Origin of the sequence: Enterobacter cloacae complex sp. 302F9, assembly GCF_050030335.1 — a bacterium.
Lineage (GTDB): Bacteria > Pseudomonadota > Gammaproteobacteria > Enterobacterales > Enterobacteriaceae > Enterobacter > Enterobacter hormaechei_C.
This window is the reverse complement of the sequence record NZ_JBLGUC010000001.1, coordinates 1371760-1386907: the sequence shown is the minus strand read 5'-3', so window position 1 is coordinate 1386907 and position 15148 is coordinate 1371760. Positions and strand designations below refer to the sequence as shown.

The following is a 15148-nucleotide window of genomic DNA, read 5'->3' as shown; positions in this document are numbered from 1 at the left end:
ATTCAGCTCCTTACTTAGTACATAGAGTGGGTGTTGCTTTCGATATGTTCTTTAGTGATACGACCGAACATTTTCCAGTAACACCAGATGGTGTAAGCCAGAACAATCGGAACGAACACGCAAGCCACATAGGTCATTAAGTTCAGCGTCATATGGCTGGACGTTGCATCCCACATGGTCAGACTGGCATTCATCATGGTGCTGGATGGCATCACGAACGGGAACATCGCAATACCGGCCGTCAGGATGATGCACGCCAGCGTCAGGGAAGAGAATACGAACGCCAGAGCGCCTTTCTCCAGACGAGACGTCAGCACGGTCAGCAGCGGCAGCAGCACACCCAGAGCCGGGATAGCCCACAGCACAGGGGTATTGTTGAAGTTCACCAGCCATGCACCGGCCTGACGCGCCACCTCTTTGGTCAGCGGGTTAGACGGCGCAGCATGGTTGATAGCAGACGTCACCACGTATCCATCAATACCATACACCACCCACACGCCTGCCAGCGCGAAGCAGACCAGCGTCACCAGCGCCGCCACCTGAGCGGTAGCGCGGGAACGCAGATGCAGTTCACCTACGGTACGCATCTGGAGATAGGTTGCCCCCTGGGTGATGATCATCGCCACGCTCACCACGCCCGCCAGCAGACCAAACGGATTCAGCAGCTGGAAGAAGTTACCGGTGTAGAACAGACGCATATATTCGTCGACGTGGAACGGTACGCCCTGCAACAGGTTACCGAACGCCACACCAATGACCAGCGGTGGAACGAAGCTACCGATGAAGATGCCCCAGTCCCACATGTTACGCCAGCGGGTGTCTTCAATCTTGGAACGGTAGTCGAAACCCACCGGACGGAAGAATAAAGAAGCCAGCACCAGAATCATCGCCACATAGAAGCCGGAGAACGCAGCCGCGTAGACCATCGGCCAGGCAGCGAACAGCGCGCCGCCTGCGGTGATCAGCCACACCTGGTTACCGTCCCAGTGCGGGGCGATGGAGTTGATCATGATTCGACGCTCGGTGTCATTACGACCGAGGAAACGGGTGAGCATGCCCACGCCCATGTCGAAACCATCGGTGACCGCGAAACCAATCAGCAGAACACCGATCAGCAGCCACCAGATAAAACGCAATACTTCATAATCGATCATTTGATGACTCCTGTCTTAGCGTGCCGGCTGAGTAGTCGCAACAGACTGCTCGTAGTGGTAGCGACCGGTTTTCAGGCTGCTTGGGCCAAGGCGCGCGAACTTGAACATCAGGAACAGTTCAGCCACCAGGAACAGGGTGTACAGACCGCAAATGAGCAGCATGGAGAAGATCAGGTCGCCTGCGGTCAGGGAGGAGTTCGCTACCGCTGTTGGCAGCACCTCACCGATCGCCCACGGCTGACGGCCATATTCCGCAACAAACCAGCCGGACTCGATAGCAATCCATGGCAGTGGGATACCGTACAGCGCGGTGCGCAGCAGCCATTTTTTCTCACCGATACGGTTACGAATGACTGACCAGAACGAGGCCGCGATGATCAGCAGCATGATAATGCCGCAACCCACCATGATGCGGAACGCGAAGTACAGCGGCGCAACGCGTGGAATAGAGTCTTTGGTTGCCATCTGAATCTGCGCTTCCGTCGCGTCGGAGACGTTCGGGGTATAGCGTTTCAGCAGCAGACCGTAACCGAGGTCTTTCTTCACGTCGTTAAATTGATCGCGAACGGCCTGGTCGGTAGAGCCGGCGCGCAGCTGTTCCAGCAGCGAGTAGGCTTTCATCCCGTTACGGATACGCTCTTCATGCTGCACCATCAGATCTTTCAGGCCAGTCACCTGTTTGTCGACGGAGCGCGTGGCGATAATACCCAGAGCGTAAGGAATTTGAATGGCGAAGCGGTTTTCCTGCGCTTCCTGGTCAGGCACGCCGAACAGGGTAAACGCTGCCGGTGCCGGCTGGGTTTCCCATTCAGCTTCAATTGCGGCGAGTTTGGTTTTCTGCACGTCGCCCATTTCATAACCGGATTCATCACCCAGAACAATAACGGACAGAATCGCGGCCATACCGAAGCTTGCTGCGATAGCAAAAGAACGCTTGGCGAACGCGAAGTCACGGCCGCGCAGCATATAGTAGGAGCTGATGCCCAGCACGAACATCGCGCCGCACACATAGCCAGACGCCACGGTGTGAACGAATTTAACCTGAGCAACCGGGTTCAGGACCAGCTCAGCGAAGCTGACCATCTCCATACGCATGGTTTCGAAGTTGAAATCAGATGCGATTGGGTTTTGCATCCAGCCGTTCGCCACCAGGATCCACAGTGCGGACAAGTTGGAGCCTAATGCCACCAGCCAGGTTACCGCCATATGCTGGACTTTACCCAGACGGTCCCAACCGAAGAAGAACAGACCTACAAAGGTGGATTCGAGGAAGAAGGCCATCAGACCTTCAATGGCCAGCGGCGCACCGAAAATATCCCCTACATAGTGGGAATAGTAAGACCAGTTTGTCCCGAACTGGAACTCCATGGTCAGACCGGTTGCCACGCCCAGCGCAAAGTTGATACCAAACAACTTGCCCCAGAACTTGGTCATATCTTTATAAATCTGTTTGCCGGAGAGGACGTAAACCGTTTCCATGATGGCCAGCAGGAACGCCATACCGAGCGTCAGCGGCACAAACAGGAAGTGGTACATCGCGGTCAAGGCAAACTGTAAGCGCGACAGTTCGACTACGTCTAACATTATGACTCCTTGCTCATCGCATGAAGACTCCGAGAGTGAACCCCGTTAGATAAGGATCCACACGCATGCCCCAATACAAAGTTATCTGCTTCCCTTCTTCGTTGCTTATTCTCTTCAGGAGGAAAAAGCAATGATGAAAGGTTACAAATACGTTAAGAAAAAACCAAATTGATCCCGTAAATATAATACGCTGCAAAACCCTTACAATAAACAGGTTTTTATTCGAACAGATTTACGTTTTTCGACGGCGATCAATTTATAGCAAAATTACCACTTTTCGGCCATTTTGATCGGGAACAATTTAACGCCTTTCGGAGCCTTTTTCCAAGTATTAAACATTGATTTAAATCAAAAACAGTCAGAGCTGTTAATGATGTTTCTTTGTGGTGCGGATAGTAAAAACCTTGTTAACAATATGTATATTTAAAGGCGTTATTGGTTATAAAAGCCAGAAGATAATATAAACAGTTGTGATTTTTATTAACGCGCAAGAAAAAACGCATTTTGCCGGAAGATAAACATATAATGTTATCTGCTTCACAGTATTTTTCTTTCGCTTTGCTACCCGCCGAAGCGATTACATTTCATTCACCTTTAATAATCTTAAAATTAACACCCTTTCGTGACTATTTGATGAAATAAAGGCCGCATTCCTGCGGCCTTTATTTTGTTCGGAGGATTACCTTTCAATTTTTATGCTAAAGGTGCGTGACTGGCATGGCCGGAACGACCCCGTAATGGCTGAACCCTCCTCCCCTTGCGCCTTGCGCACCTCATTCATGTCCGTTTCGCAACAGGCCTGGACCTCACGGTTCACAGACAAAGCCACGTCACCGGAGCGGGTCTCCGCAGGGTTGTACAGACGAAGAATCATCTCGTCACGATCCTCCGCTTTTTTCAGCGCACTGAGTACGCATCCGTTAGGCGCCAGCGTTAACAGGCTATAGCTACAAGGGGTGGTGAAAGAGGCGCGGTTAAGCTTCATCGCATCCCACGGGATTTTGTTATAGCAGTGCACTGGCGTTAACCACGACTTCGCCTGCTGCGCAACGCCAGCACTGACGGGCGTACCATTAAAACTGAACAGGCTAAAGCGACAGGTTAACTGGCCCCGCATCTGCGAATCAGGCACCGGCATTTTGATCCCGGACGGTCTGCCGGGGCGCAGCAGTAAATCTTCCTTCCCAAGCACCCCCACGCCGCGAAGCAACGTCAGGGCAAACGTTTTTTGACGCTCGCCAGTCACTTCAAATTCGCGCAACCCTTCGGTAAACAGCGCCATCCCGTTACGCCGTTCCTGGAGCACAGCGTAGTTAAGCAGATTCCACACCGGCAGCGGCGCTTCCTTCCAGCCCTCCTCCTGCCAGTTCGCCATCGCTTCATCCTGTACAGGACGCGTCAGCGAACCGAACTGGGTATCGGCTAACACCGTGTCTGTGGTAAATGGCGTCGGGATCAGCACCCGCACACGGTGGTCATCCGCGTGATTTCCGAGACGCGCCTCAACGTCGATACGTCGGCTGTTATGGCTGAGCGTGACCGTGAGTTCTGCCTCAAGCGTTCCCGTCTGCTGACGCGCAGAACGTTCGGCGAGATCCGCCGGCACCGCCATGCGATGGCGGATCACCGCCCTGCTCTGCCAGGCCTCGTGGATCACCTCAACCTCATGCTCGCCCTGAGCGGAAGTGAGTCTCCACTCTTCCCGTGAAGGCGAGTAGTCGTACTCATCGCCATCATCCGAGCTCTCTTCTATTTCCAGCGCGCGGTCATAGATAAGCCCGGACGCTTTATCGAGCAGACGCAGGGTGCCGTCGTCGTTTAACGTTATTTCCCAGAAAGCATTTTCCAGCAACGCCTCCGACGATTTTTCTGCCGCCAGCAGCTTGCCGGCCACGTGCGGCTCGATATAGAGCGTGCGGTAACCCATTGATGGCAGGATCTGATTGAGCTGGATATCAAACTCCATAAAGGGATCGTAGTTGCCGTAATGCACAATCTGCCGGTCAATCAAGCCGGGGTCGATTTCACGCGCGCTGCGCAGGCAGTAAGGGATTTCATTCCCCCTATCTTCCAGCAGGCGGAACTGGCTGGCGCGCAGACGTATCGTGGTGTTAATCACTTCCTCACGCGGCCAGGGCGTGAGGTTAAACATCACCAGTTTGTCTTCCTCGCTCTGCGGCATGTTGTCGACAATCTTGCGCATATAGAAGCACGTCAGGTTATCGGCCATGTCTTCCGCCAGCTCGAAGCGGGACATCACCTCACGATGCACTTTGTCACTACAGCAGCAGCCGATACTGTCATGGGCGTGATTCTTGAGGATCTCTTTCCACATTTTTTCCAGCAAGCCGTGGTGATACTCGAAGCCCAGCGTCCAGGCAAGCGTGGCCAGCGGCTCAAGGACGTTGACGATTTTATTCTCTATCCGGGCATGGGCGATTTTGATATCCATCCGCGTGGAGCCTATCGTCCGGTGCACGCGCATATATTTACCGTCAATAAACTCTCCTTTCAGCGTCGCCAGTTCATCGCGGTGCGCGTCAATGTGGTCAAACACCTCCTCGAAGCGGCTCATCACAAACTGACGCTGCGGATAGATTTCGCGCAGCTTATCCATCACCGCAAAGATGTTCTGCTGGAGCGGCATCTGATCATGGCCGTTAGGCAGTAAGATTTCTTTCGTCACGGAGGCTTTTTCACGCACCTCGAAGTACGTGTCGAGCCGTTTGCGCAGCCCGGCCTCATCCTCCGGTAAGTACTTACCAATCGCGTAGCCCAGCGGTAGCACCTGTGCCGTCACTTCGCTGCCGTCCTGGCTTTGCCAGAGAAATTCGGTTTTATCGGTACCGTGCCGCTCGGAACACCCGCGCCAGAACATGGTACGCGTGATGCCAAAACCGTTGTAAATGTGCGGCAGTTGGGAGGACATGCCGAAGGAGTCCGGCAGATAGCCAATTTTCATCGGCTCGCCAAAGGCCAGACAGTCGCGAATGCCGTACATCAGATTTCGGACAATCGACTCGCCAGAAACAAGGGTGGTGTCCGTCTGGGTATACCACGGCCCGATAATCAGCTTCCCGGCCGCCACCAGCGCCTTCACGCGTGGCCTGTTTTCCGGTTTCACGGCAAAATAATCTTCCAGCACCGCCGTCTGGCCGTCGAGTACGTAGTATTTATACTCTGCGTCCTGCTCAAGACGAGTGAGGATCTCTTCCATATTATTGACCAGAAGAATACGTGATGCTTCGGTGGTGAAGTACCACTCCCGGTCCCAGTGCATATGTGGCGTGATATGAACGCGAGATACAGCTTTCATCTTCGTTTCCTGTCAGTGCGTGTTTAGGAGGGTATGTCTTCAGTCACGTAGGTGCCGCTCTTCACGGCCTGGCGTCGCCAGAGCAGTAAAATGAGCGTAGAGATTGCGGCGCCAATCAGCGCGGCGCCAAACCAGCCGACAGCGGCCATCACGCCGCCCAGCCCGGCATCATGCAGTAAGAAGAGCGAGAAAATGCCCGCGCCGGGGGTGGATAGCCCAATCCCCATCGCCCCGACAATCGCTCCGGTCACCATTGACCCCAGAACAAATGAGCCAATGACCCGCAACGGATCCTCGATAGCCATCGGAATTGCCCCTTCGGTGATGCCCGCCAGCCCCAGCAGCCAGGTGGACTTCCCGGTTTCAATTTCGAACTGTTTGAACAGGTTCGGAGCCAGCATCGTTGATGCCGTCACGGTAAAGGCCGATACCATTTTGACGGAGGCAAAAATCGCATAAGGCCCGTATACGCCATTGGCCATCGCTCCCAGACAGAACGCGTAAGAGGCTTTGTTGACCGGACCGCCCAGATCGAACGAGCACATAAAGCCCAGGATCGCCCCCAGCAGCAGCGCATTCGCGCCGGACAGACCGTTAAGCCAGGCGGTCAGGGCGTTATTGATCCAGGCCACCGGTTCGCCGATCACAAACAGCATCAGGCTGCCTGCGCCCAGCACGCCAATCACCGGATAGAGATAAAAGGTCAGAAAGCCGTTGTAGCGGCTACTCAGTCGGATGTGGTTTTTTACCCAGCGCATCAGGTAGCCCGCAATCAGCCCGCCGACGATGGCCCCGAGAAAACCAGAGCCGATCATATTGGCGGCAAGACCCGCCGCAAAGCCCGGCGTTAGCGCAGGTTTATCCGCCAGCGAGTAAGCGGTATAGGCCGCCAGAACAGGCACCATCAGAATACCGAGCATTCCGCCGCCCAGTTTGCGGTACATCCACAGCCACGAATTTTCCTGATCGAACAGATGCTGCAAGCCCAGGATTTGCGCCAGCAGTACCGACACCGCCAGCACCGTGCCGCCAGCGACAATCAGCGGCACCGCAAAGGAGATACCGCTGAGCAGCGCCTGCTTGAGTTCGGTTTTAACGCACTTTTTCGCGTCCGTGTCGACGTGCGCAGGACGCGCATCGGATACAGGCTGTAGCGCCAGCGCACGCTCAATGAGCGCTTCCGCATGGCGTAAGGGTTCCGCGACGGGCACGGAAATGGCGGGGATCCCCTGAAAACGCTCACGCTCTTTGATCGCCACTTCCGCCGCGAAGATACACGCTTTTGCCTCCTGCAACTGCTGCGCGGTGATGCGCCCCTCAATACCATTTGCCCCCTGCTTTTCGACCACCACATTGACGCCGAGCTTACGTCCCGCTTTTTCGAGATACTCCGCTGCCATGTAGGTATGGGCGATCCCGGCCGGACAGGCGGTAACGCAGACGATCGTCGGGGCATTCTCCGCCACGGCGGTTTCTTGTGCGTCAGGCGCCGTTTCCAGCGCCGCAAGCACCGCTTCCGCGCTGGTCGCCGTCATCACGCGCGCCCTGAGCTCGTCATCCGCCAGGCGAGACGTCAGTTCCGTCAGGACCTGAATATGCGTTGATCCCGCTTGTGCGGGAGGAATGGCGAGCAGAAAAATTAGCTCGACCTCCTCCGGTCCGTCCACACCTTCCCAGGCCAGCGGCTCACGCAGTGTGGCCACGGCAAAAGCCGCTTCGTTTACCGCCACTGATTTACCATGAGGTACGGCCAGCCCCTCGCCCAGCGCCGTCGGGCCAAGCGATTCCCGATGGAAAACGTCTGCCAGAAACGTATCGGCGTCGGCTATTTTGCCCAACGCCACCAGCCGCGTCGCAAGCTGACGGATTGCCTCATCACGGCTGGTAAACTGCGCCTGCACGCAGACAGCACGGGGGTCGGTCAGAGTCGTCAGGTTCATAAGATCCTCACCTATCCAAAGTTATTGTCTGGGGAGGATTGTGGCAGACCGGATAATACATTTATGTGATCATTTTCACTAACACCGATATTTGTATCTTATTTGTATTATTTACAAATTTACCACTGAAGGCATAATTCCCTGAAAACGTATTAAAAAGGCGCGACACAATGGGCAATAAACCGATGTACCGGCAGATCGCCGATGCGTTCCGCGAGAAAATTAATGCCGGTGAGTTAAAACCTGGCGACGCGCTGCCGACGGAATCCAGCCTTCAGGAGGCGTTTAGCGTCAGCCGGGTCACCGTGCGGCAGGCTTTGAAGCTGCTCGCCGACGAGCAGATCATCGAAAGTATTCAGGGCAGCGGCTCGTATGTAAAAGAGGAGCGGGTGAATTACGATATTTATCAGCTCACCGGCTTTTACGAAAAGTTAGCGGATCGTAACGTCGATACGCACAGCGACGTCAGCGTCTTCGAAGTGGTGAAAGCCGATGAGCGGCTCGCGGCAAAACTTGCGCTCAATCCGGATGATAAGGTCTGGCACGTCAAGCGCGTACGCTTCATCAGGGAAAAGCCGGTGAATCTGGAAGAGACATGGATGCCGCTGGCGATGTTCCCCGACCTCACCTGGGAAGTGATGGAACAGTCGAAATACCATTACATTGAGCAGATCAAAAAGATGGTTATCGATCGCAGCGAGCAGGAGCTGGTGCCAGTCATGCCATCGGATGAGGCGATTGCCGCCCTGGCGCTCGATCCGGCAAAACCGATTCTGGAAAAAGTCTCCCGCGGCTTTCTGAAAGACGGCCGGGTATTTGAATACAGTCGCAACGTGTTTAACACCGACGACTATAAATTCACTCTGGTGGCTAAACGCAGACAATAAAAAAAGGCCGCTTTACAGCGGCCAACCATGTCGAAACGGACATTTTTTTATACTTCAACGCGCCCCATTCGGGGAGCAGAGAGGACTTACTTAATGATGGATTTCAGTGCTTCACCGATATCCGCCAGGCTGCGAACGGTTTTCACGCCTGCGGCTTCCAGTGCTGCGAATTTCTCATCAGCCGTACCTTTACCGCCAGCGATAATCGCGCCCGCGTGACCCATACGTTTGCCTTTCGGCGCGGTCACACCTGCGATGTAACCCACCACTGGCTTGGTCACATGATCTTTGATGTAAGCAGCCGCTTCTTCTTCCGCGCTACCACCGATCTCACCGATCATCACGATCGCTTCGGTCTGTGGATCTTCCTGGAACAGCTTCAGGATGTCGATGAAGTTAGAGCCCGGGATCGGGTCACCGCCGATGCCCACGCAGGTGGACTGGCCGAAACCGTAATCGGTGGTCTGCTTAACCGCTTCATAGGTCAGGGTGCCGGAACGGGAAACGATGCCCACTTTACCCGGCTTGTGAATGTGCCCCGGCATGATGCCGATTTTGCATTCGCCCGGAGTGATAACGCCTGGGCAGTTCGGGCCGATCATGCGCACGCCTGCTTCGTCCAGCTTCACCTTCACGGTCAGCATATCCAGCGTCGGGATACCTTCGGTGATGGTGATGATCAGCTTAATGCCTGCGTCGATCGCTTCCAGAATAGAGTCTTTGCAGAACGGCGCCGGAACGTAGATCACGGTCGCGGTTGCGCCCGTCGCTTCTACCGCTTCACGCACGGTGTTGAACACCGGCAGGCCCAGATGCGTGGTGCCGCCTTTACCTGGCGTTACGCCGCCAACCATCTGCGTACCGTAGGCAATCGCCTGTTCGGAGTGGAAAGTCCCCTGGCTACCGGTGAAGCCCTGGCAGATAACCTTGGTATCTTTATTAATTAAAACGGACATTATTTCCCCTCCACTGCGGCAACAACCTGCTGAGCTGCATCCGTCAGACTTTTCGCTGCAATAATATTCAGGCCGCTGTCAGCCAGTTTTTTCGCGCCGAGTTCAGCGTTGTTCCCTTCCAGACGTACAACAACCGGAACGTTAACGCCCACTTCTTCTACCGCGCCGATGATACCGTCGGCGATCAGGTCGCAACGTACGATACCGCCGAAGATGTTCACCAGAACCGCTTTCACGTTGCTGTCAGAGAGAATGATTTTGAACGCTTCGGTTACGCGCTCTTTGGTTGCGCCACCGCCCACGTCGAGGAAGTTCGCTGGCTCACCGCCGTGCAGCTTAACGATGTCCATGGTGCCCATTGCCAGGCCCGCACCGTTAACCATGCAGCCGATGTTGCCATCCAGCGCCACGTAGTTCAGTTCCCACTGTGCAGCCTGCGCTTCACGCGGATCTTCCTGAGACTGGTCGCGCATTTCGCGCAGATCGGACTGGCGGAACAGCGCGTTGCCGTCAGCGCCCAGCTTGCCGTCGAGGCAGATCAGGTCGCCCTGGGTGGTGATCACCAGCGGGTTGATCTCGATCAGCGCCAGATCGCGCTCCAGGAAGATGGTCGCCAGACCCATGAAGATCTTGGTGAACTGCTGAACCAGCTTGCCTTCCAGACCCAGTTTGAACGCCAGCTCACGACCCTGGTAAGGCATTGGGCCCGCCAGCGGATCGATAGCCACTTTGTGGATCAGGTGCGGAGTCTCTTCCGCCACTTTTTCAATTTCCACGCCACCTTCGGTAGACGCCATGAACACCACGCGACGGGAGCTACGGTCTACGACTGCGCCGAGGTACAGTTCTTTCGCGATGTCGGTTGCCGCTTCAACCAGGATCTGGTTAACCGGCTGGCCGTTCGCATCTGTCTGGTAGGTTACCAGACGCTTGCCGAGCCAATGTTCAGCAAACGCACGGATCTCTTCTTTGCTCTTAACAACCTTCACACCGCCCGCTTTACCACGGCCACCAGCGTGAACCTGACATTTAACTACCCACGGGCCGGAACCGATTTTAGACGCGGCTTCTTCTGCTTCACGCGGGGTAGTACAGGCATAACCCACCGGAGCCGGTAAGCCATACCGGGCAAACAGCTGTTTGGCCTGATATTCATGTAAGTTCATGTGTTCTATCCATCCTTCAGGTAATCGTTAGGTAGTGCTTTGTAGGCCCGGCAAGCAACGCGCCGCCGGGCAAGACTGCAAAAACTAGACGTCCAGCAGCAGACGCGTTGGATCTTCCAGCAGCTCTTTAATGGCAACCAGGAAGCCTACGGACTCGCGGCCGTCGATCAGGCGGTGATCGTAAGAGAGCGCCAGGTACATCATCGGCAGGATCTCCACTTTACCGTCTACCGCCATTGGACGATCTTTAATGGCGTGCATACCCAGGATCGCGCTCTGCGGCGGGTTGATGATCGGGGTAGACATCAGCGAGCCGAACACACCACCGTTGGTAATGGTGAAGTTACCGCCGGTCAGATCCTCAACGGTCAGCTTGCCGTCGCGGCCTTTCACGGCCAGCTCTTTGATTTTCTTCTCAATGTCAGCCATACCCAGGGTGTCTACGTCACGCAGAACTGGGGTAACCAGGCCGCGTGGGGTAGAAACCGCCATGCTGACGTCGAAGTAGTTGTGGTAAACCACGTCATCGCCATCGATAGACGCGTTCACTTCCGGGTAGCGTTTCAGCGCTTCAACTACCGCTTTCACGTAGAAGGACATGAAGCCCAGACGGATACCGTGACGTTTTTCAAACGCGTCACCGTACTGCTTGCGCAGATCCATGATTGGCTTCATGTTGACTTCGTTAAAGGTGGTCAGCATCGCGGTGGAGTTTTTCGCTTCCAGCAGACGCTCGGCCACGCGCTTACGCAGGCGGGTCATCGGCACGCGTTTTTCGCTACGTGCGCCCAGAGCGGGCTGTGCCGCTGGTGCTGCCGCAGGGGCTTTCGCTTCCGCTTTCGCCTCAGAAGGCGCTTTTGCCAGATGCTTGTCGATGTCTTCACGCGTCAGACGTCCACCCACGCCGGTGCCTTTGATGGCTGCCGGATCGAGGCTGTGCTCAGCCAGCAGGCGACGGATCGCCGGGCTGAGCGCGTCGTTGGTCTGATCGGACAGAGACGCCTGCTGGCGCTGGGCCGGGGTAGACGCTTTCTCTTCAGATTTGGCGCTGGACTCTTTGCCCGCGCTGTTGCCTTCACGCAGGCGACCCAGGATCTGGCGAGAAGTGACGGTTGTACCTTCATCTTCCAGGACTGCATCCAGAATGCCATCCGCTGAAGCCGGTACTTCCAGTACCACTTTGTCAGTTTCGATTTCTACCAGCACTTCGTCACGGGTTACCGCGTCGCCTGGTTTTTTGTGCCAGGTGGCGACGGTTGCATCTGCTACGGACTCAGGCAGGTCGGGAACAAGAATATCTACGCTACTCATTATGTATCCTTTAATTAATCGACGTTCAGCGCGTCATTGACCAGATCTTGTTGCTGCTTCTGGTGAACGGACATATACCCTACCGCCGGAGAGGCGGAGGCCGGGCGACCTGCATAACGCAGAGCAGACCCAAATGGAATCACTTCACGGAAATGATGCTGGCTGCAATACCATGCGCCCTGGTTGAGCGGCTCTTCCTGGCACCAGACAAAATCATGAACGTGAGCGTACTGTTTCAGCACTTCCTGCATCGCCTGATGCGGGAACGGATAAAGCTGTTCGATACGCACGATGGCGACATCTTTCTGATCGTTCTTACGGCGCTGTTCCAGCAGGTCGTAATAAACCTTACCAGAACACATTACGACACGCTTAACGGCCTGCGGATCCAGCTCGTCAATTTCACCGATGGCCGGCAGGAAGGTGCCGTTTGCCAGCTCTTCCAGGCTGGAGACCGCCAGCGGATGGCGCAGCAGGGATTTTGGCGACATGACTACCAGCGGACGGCGCATACCGCGCAGCGCCTGACGACGCAGCATGTGGTAAACCTGAGCCGGGGTGGACGGCACGCAAACCTGCATGTTCTGCTCGGCGCAGAGTTGCAGATAACGCTCCAGACGCGCGGAGGAGTGCTCCGGACCTTGTCCTTCATAGCCGTGCGGCAGCAGCATCACCAGACCGCACATACGGCCCCACTTCTGCTCACCGGAGGAGATGAACTGGTCGATGACGACCTGCGCACCGTTGGCGAAGTCACCGAACTGCGCTTCCCAGATGGTCAGGGTGCGGGGTTCTGCGGTGGCGTAGCCGTATTCGAAGGCCAGAACCGCTTCTTCTGACAGCACGGAGTCCCAGACCTTGAACTGGCCCTGACCGTTATGCACGTGCTGAAGCGGAGTGTACGTTGAACCGTTAGACTGGTTGTGCACCACCGCGTGACGGTGGAAGAAGGTGCCACGACCCGCATCTTCACCGGACAGACGAACCGGAATACCTTCGTCAACCAGCGTCGCATAAGCCAGCGTTTCCGCGCCGCCCCAGTCGAACAGCTTCTCACCCGCCGCCATTGCCTGACGGTCGCCATAGATTTTGGCCACGCGGGACTGCATCTCGATCGCTTCCGGCACGGTGCTGATGCGTTTAGCCAGCTCCTGCAAACGCTTCATCTCAACCTTGTTCGGGTAGCTCTCGTCCCACTCGTGGTTGAGATACGGCGACCAGGTAAAGGAGTGCATGTTCATTGGGCGCAGCTCTTTGACCACGCATTCACCCGCGTCCAGCGCGTCGCGGTAGAGGTTGACCATTTCGGTCGCATCTTCCAGCGTCGCCACTTTTTCGCTTTCCAGCTTGTCAGCGTAGATTTTACGCGGCGTCGGGTGTTTTTTGATTTTCTGGTACATCAGCGGCTGGGTTGCACTTGGCTCATCCGCTTCGTTGTGGCCGTGACGGCGGTAGCAGAAGAGGTCAATGAACACATCGCGCTTGAAGGTGTTACGGAAGTCCAGCGCCAGACGGGTCACGAAAGCAACGGCTTCCGGGTCATCCGCGTTAACATGGAAGATGGGCGCCTGAACCATTTTACCGATGTCGGTGCAGTACGGGGTGGAACGCGCATCCAGCGGGTTAGAGGTGGTGAAGCCCACCTGGTTGTTGATTACGATGCGAACGGTACCGCCCACTTCATAACCACGCGCTTTCGACATGTTCAGGGTTTCCTGAACCACGCCCTGCCCTGTGACCGCCGCATCACCGTGAATGGTGATTGGCAGCACTTTATTGCTGCTCGGCTCGTCCAGACGATCCAGACGCGCACGCACGGAACCGATAACCACCGGGCTGACGATTTCCAGGTGTGACGGGTTAAACGCCAGCGCCAGGTGAACCTGACCGCCCTCGGTTTCGATATCGGACGAGAAGCCCATGTGGTACTTCACGTCACCGGTGCCGAGGTGCTCTTTATGTTTACCCGCAAATTCGTCGAACAGATCCTGCGGCTTTTTACCCAGCACGTTAACCAGCACGTTCAGGCGACCACGGTGCGCCATGCCCAGCACCACTTCGCGCGTGCCGCTCTTACCGGCATGACGAATCAGCTCTTTCAGCATCGGGACTAACGCATCGCCGCCCTCCAGTGAGAAGCGTTTTGCGCCAGGGAATTTCGCGCCCAGATAGCGCTCAAGGCCTTCCGCGGCGGTCAGTTCGCTGAGGAAACGTTTTTTCTCTTCTGCTGAGAAATTCGCGTGGCCTGCCACGGATTCGATACGCTGCTGGATCCAGCGTTTCTCTTCGGTGGAGGTAATGTGCATATATTCCGCGCCGATGGAGCCGCAGTAGGTTTGCTTGAGCGCGTCAATCAGATCGCCCAGCTTCATCGTGTCTTTGCCGATGGCAAAGGAACCTACGTTAAAGCTTTCCTGGAAATCGGCCTCGGTCAGATCGTGATAAGCCGGATCGAGATCCGCTACACGTTCCTGCTGCCACAGTCCCAGCGGATCGAGATTCGCATGCTGGTGACCACGGAAGCGATAAGCGTTGATAAGTTGCAGGACTTTAACCTGCTTCGCATTGGTGTCAGGGTCGGAAATCGCAGAAGAGTAACGTGAGGCATCCTTCGCCAGACGACGGAAATAATCACGTGTTTTTGAATGGAATTGATCCGGTTTGACCCCTGTACCAGGCAACTGCTGGAACATGGAACGCCAGTTTGCGTCCACTGAGTCAGGATCGGTTAAGAAGTCTTCATAGAGCTGTTCTATCCAGCTCTGGTTTGAACCAGAGAGGTAAGAAGAGTCCAGCCAGGCTTTCATTGCGCCGTTCTGCATCGTGATCCCTTA

9 protein-coding genes are annotated in these 15148 nt (G+C 55.6%); 1 reads left to right on the top strand and 8 read right to left on the bottom strand.

All coding sequences use genetic code 11. The annotated features are described in order from the left end of the window. Positions 1 to 14 precede the first annotated feature (14 nt). From cydB to mngA, 4 genes are all read right to left on the bottom strand, one after another. A complete protein-coding gene (gene cydB / locus ACQG0T_RS06525; protein ID WP_023303309.1) occupies positions 15 to 1154 on the bottom strand; it encodes a cytochrome d ubiquinol oxidase subunit II in 1140 nt (379 codons plus the stop codon). Positions 1155 to 1169: 15 nt separating this feature from the next. Then, on the bottom strand, positions 1170 to 2738 hold the full coding sequence (gene cydA / locus ACQG0T_RS06520; protein WP_003858601.1) for a cytochrome ubiquinol oxidase subunit I: 1569 nt from the start codon (positions 2736 to 2738) through the stop codon (positions 1170 to 1172). A 679-nt stretch (positions 2739 to 3417) separates the two neighbouring features. After that, positions 3418 to 6054: a mannosylglycerate hydrolase gene (gene mngB / locus ACQG0T_RS06515; RefSeq protein ID WP_271040604.1), complete on the bottom strand. Its 2637-nt coding sequence runs from the start codon at positions 6052 to 6054 to the stop codon at positions 3418 to 3420. Between the two features lie 23 nt (positions 6055 to 6077). Next, the gene (mngA, locus tag ACQG0T_RS06510; RefSeq protein WP_047063384.1) at positions 6078 to 7994 is read right to left on the bottom strand and encodes a PTS 2-O-a-mannosyl-D-glycerate transporter subunit IIABC; all 1917 of its coding nucleotides are present in this window, start codon (positions 7992 to 7994) and stop codon (positions 6078 to 6080) included. 170 nt (positions 7995 to 8164) lie between these two features. Between mngA and ACQG0T_RS06505 the strand changes: the two genes are divergently transcribed. Then, positions 8165 to 8881 (top strand): GntR family transcriptional regulator, encoded by a 717-nt coding sequence (locus tag ACQG0T_RS06505; protein ID WP_017384967.1) that lies wholly within the window; start codon positions 8165 to 8167, stop codon positions 8879 to 8881. 86 nt (positions 8882 to 8967) lie between these two features. Here the strand turns inward: ACQG0T_RS06505 and sucD are convergent, their stop codons facing one another. The 4 genes from sucD to sucA form a co-directional block, all read right to left on the bottom strand. Beyond that, positions 8968 to 9837: a succinate--CoA ligase subunit alpha gene (gene sucD, locus ACQG0T_RS06500; protein WP_006809578.1), complete on the bottom strand. Its 870-nt coding sequence runs from the start codon at positions 9835 to 9837 to the stop codon at positions 8968 to 8970. Further along, positions 9837 to 11003: an ADP-forming succinate--CoA ligase subunit beta gene (sucC, locus tag ACQG0T_RS06495; RefSeq protein WP_017384968.1), complete on the bottom strand. Its 1167-nt coding sequence runs from the start codon at positions 11001 to 11003 to the stop codon at positions 9837 to 9839. The genes sucD and sucC overlap by 1 nt, the downstream gene beginning before the upstream one ends. Positions 11004 to 11087: 84 nt before the next feature. Further along, positions 11088 to 12314 (bottom strand): 2-oxoglutarate dehydrogenase complex dihydrolipoyllysine-residue succinyltransferase, encoded by a 1227-nt coding sequence (gene odhB / locus ACQG0T_RS06490; protein WP_003858613.1) that lies wholly within the window; start codon positions 12312 to 12314, stop codon positions 11088 to 11090. A 14-nt stretch (positions 12315 to 12328) separates the two neighbouring features. Then, a complete protein-coding gene (gene sucA, locus ACQG0T_RS06485) occupies positions 12329 to 15136 on the bottom strand; it encodes a 2-oxoglutarate dehydrogenase E1 component (protein WP_003858615.1) in 2808 nt (935 codons plus the stop codon). Positions 15137 to 15148 lie beyond the last annotated feature (12 nt).

Bases quoted from the DNA above. Each gene is read 5' to 3' on its own strand.
- cydA (WP_003858601.1), bottom strand. From the start codon at position 2,738: ATGTTAGACGTAGTCGAACTGTCGCGCTTACAGTTTGCCTTGACCGCG.
- cydB (WP_023303309.1), bottom strand. From the start codon at position 1,154: ATGATCGATTATGAAGTATTGCGTTTTATCTGGTGGCTGCTGATCGGT.
- ACQG0T_RS06505 (WP_017384967.1), top strand. From the start codon at position 8,165: ATGGGCAATAAACCGATGTACCGGCAGATCGCCGATGCGTTCCGCGAG.
- mngB (WP_271040604.1), bottom strand. From the start codon at position 6,054: ATGAAAGCTGTATCTCGCGTTCATATCACGCCACATATGCACTGGGAC.
- sucD (WP_006809578.1), bottom strand. From the start codon at position 9,837: ATGTCCGTTTTAATTAATAAAGATACCAAGGTTATCTGCCAGGGCTTC.
- odhB (WP_003858613.1), bottom strand. From the start codon at position 12,314: ATGAGTAGCGTAGATATTCTTGTTCCCGACCTGCCTGAGTCCGTAGCA.
- mngA (WP_047063384.1), bottom strand. From the start codon at position 7,994: ATGAACCTGACGACTCTGACCGACCCCCGTGCTGTCTGCGTGCAGGCG.
- sucA (WP_003858615.1), bottom strand. From the start codon at position 15,136: ATGCAGAACGGCGCAATGAAAGCCTGGCTGGACTCTTCTTACCTCTCT.
- sucC (WP_017384968.1), bottom strand. From the start codon at position 11,003: ATGAACTTACATGAATATCAGGCCAAACAGCTGTTTGCCCGGTATGGC.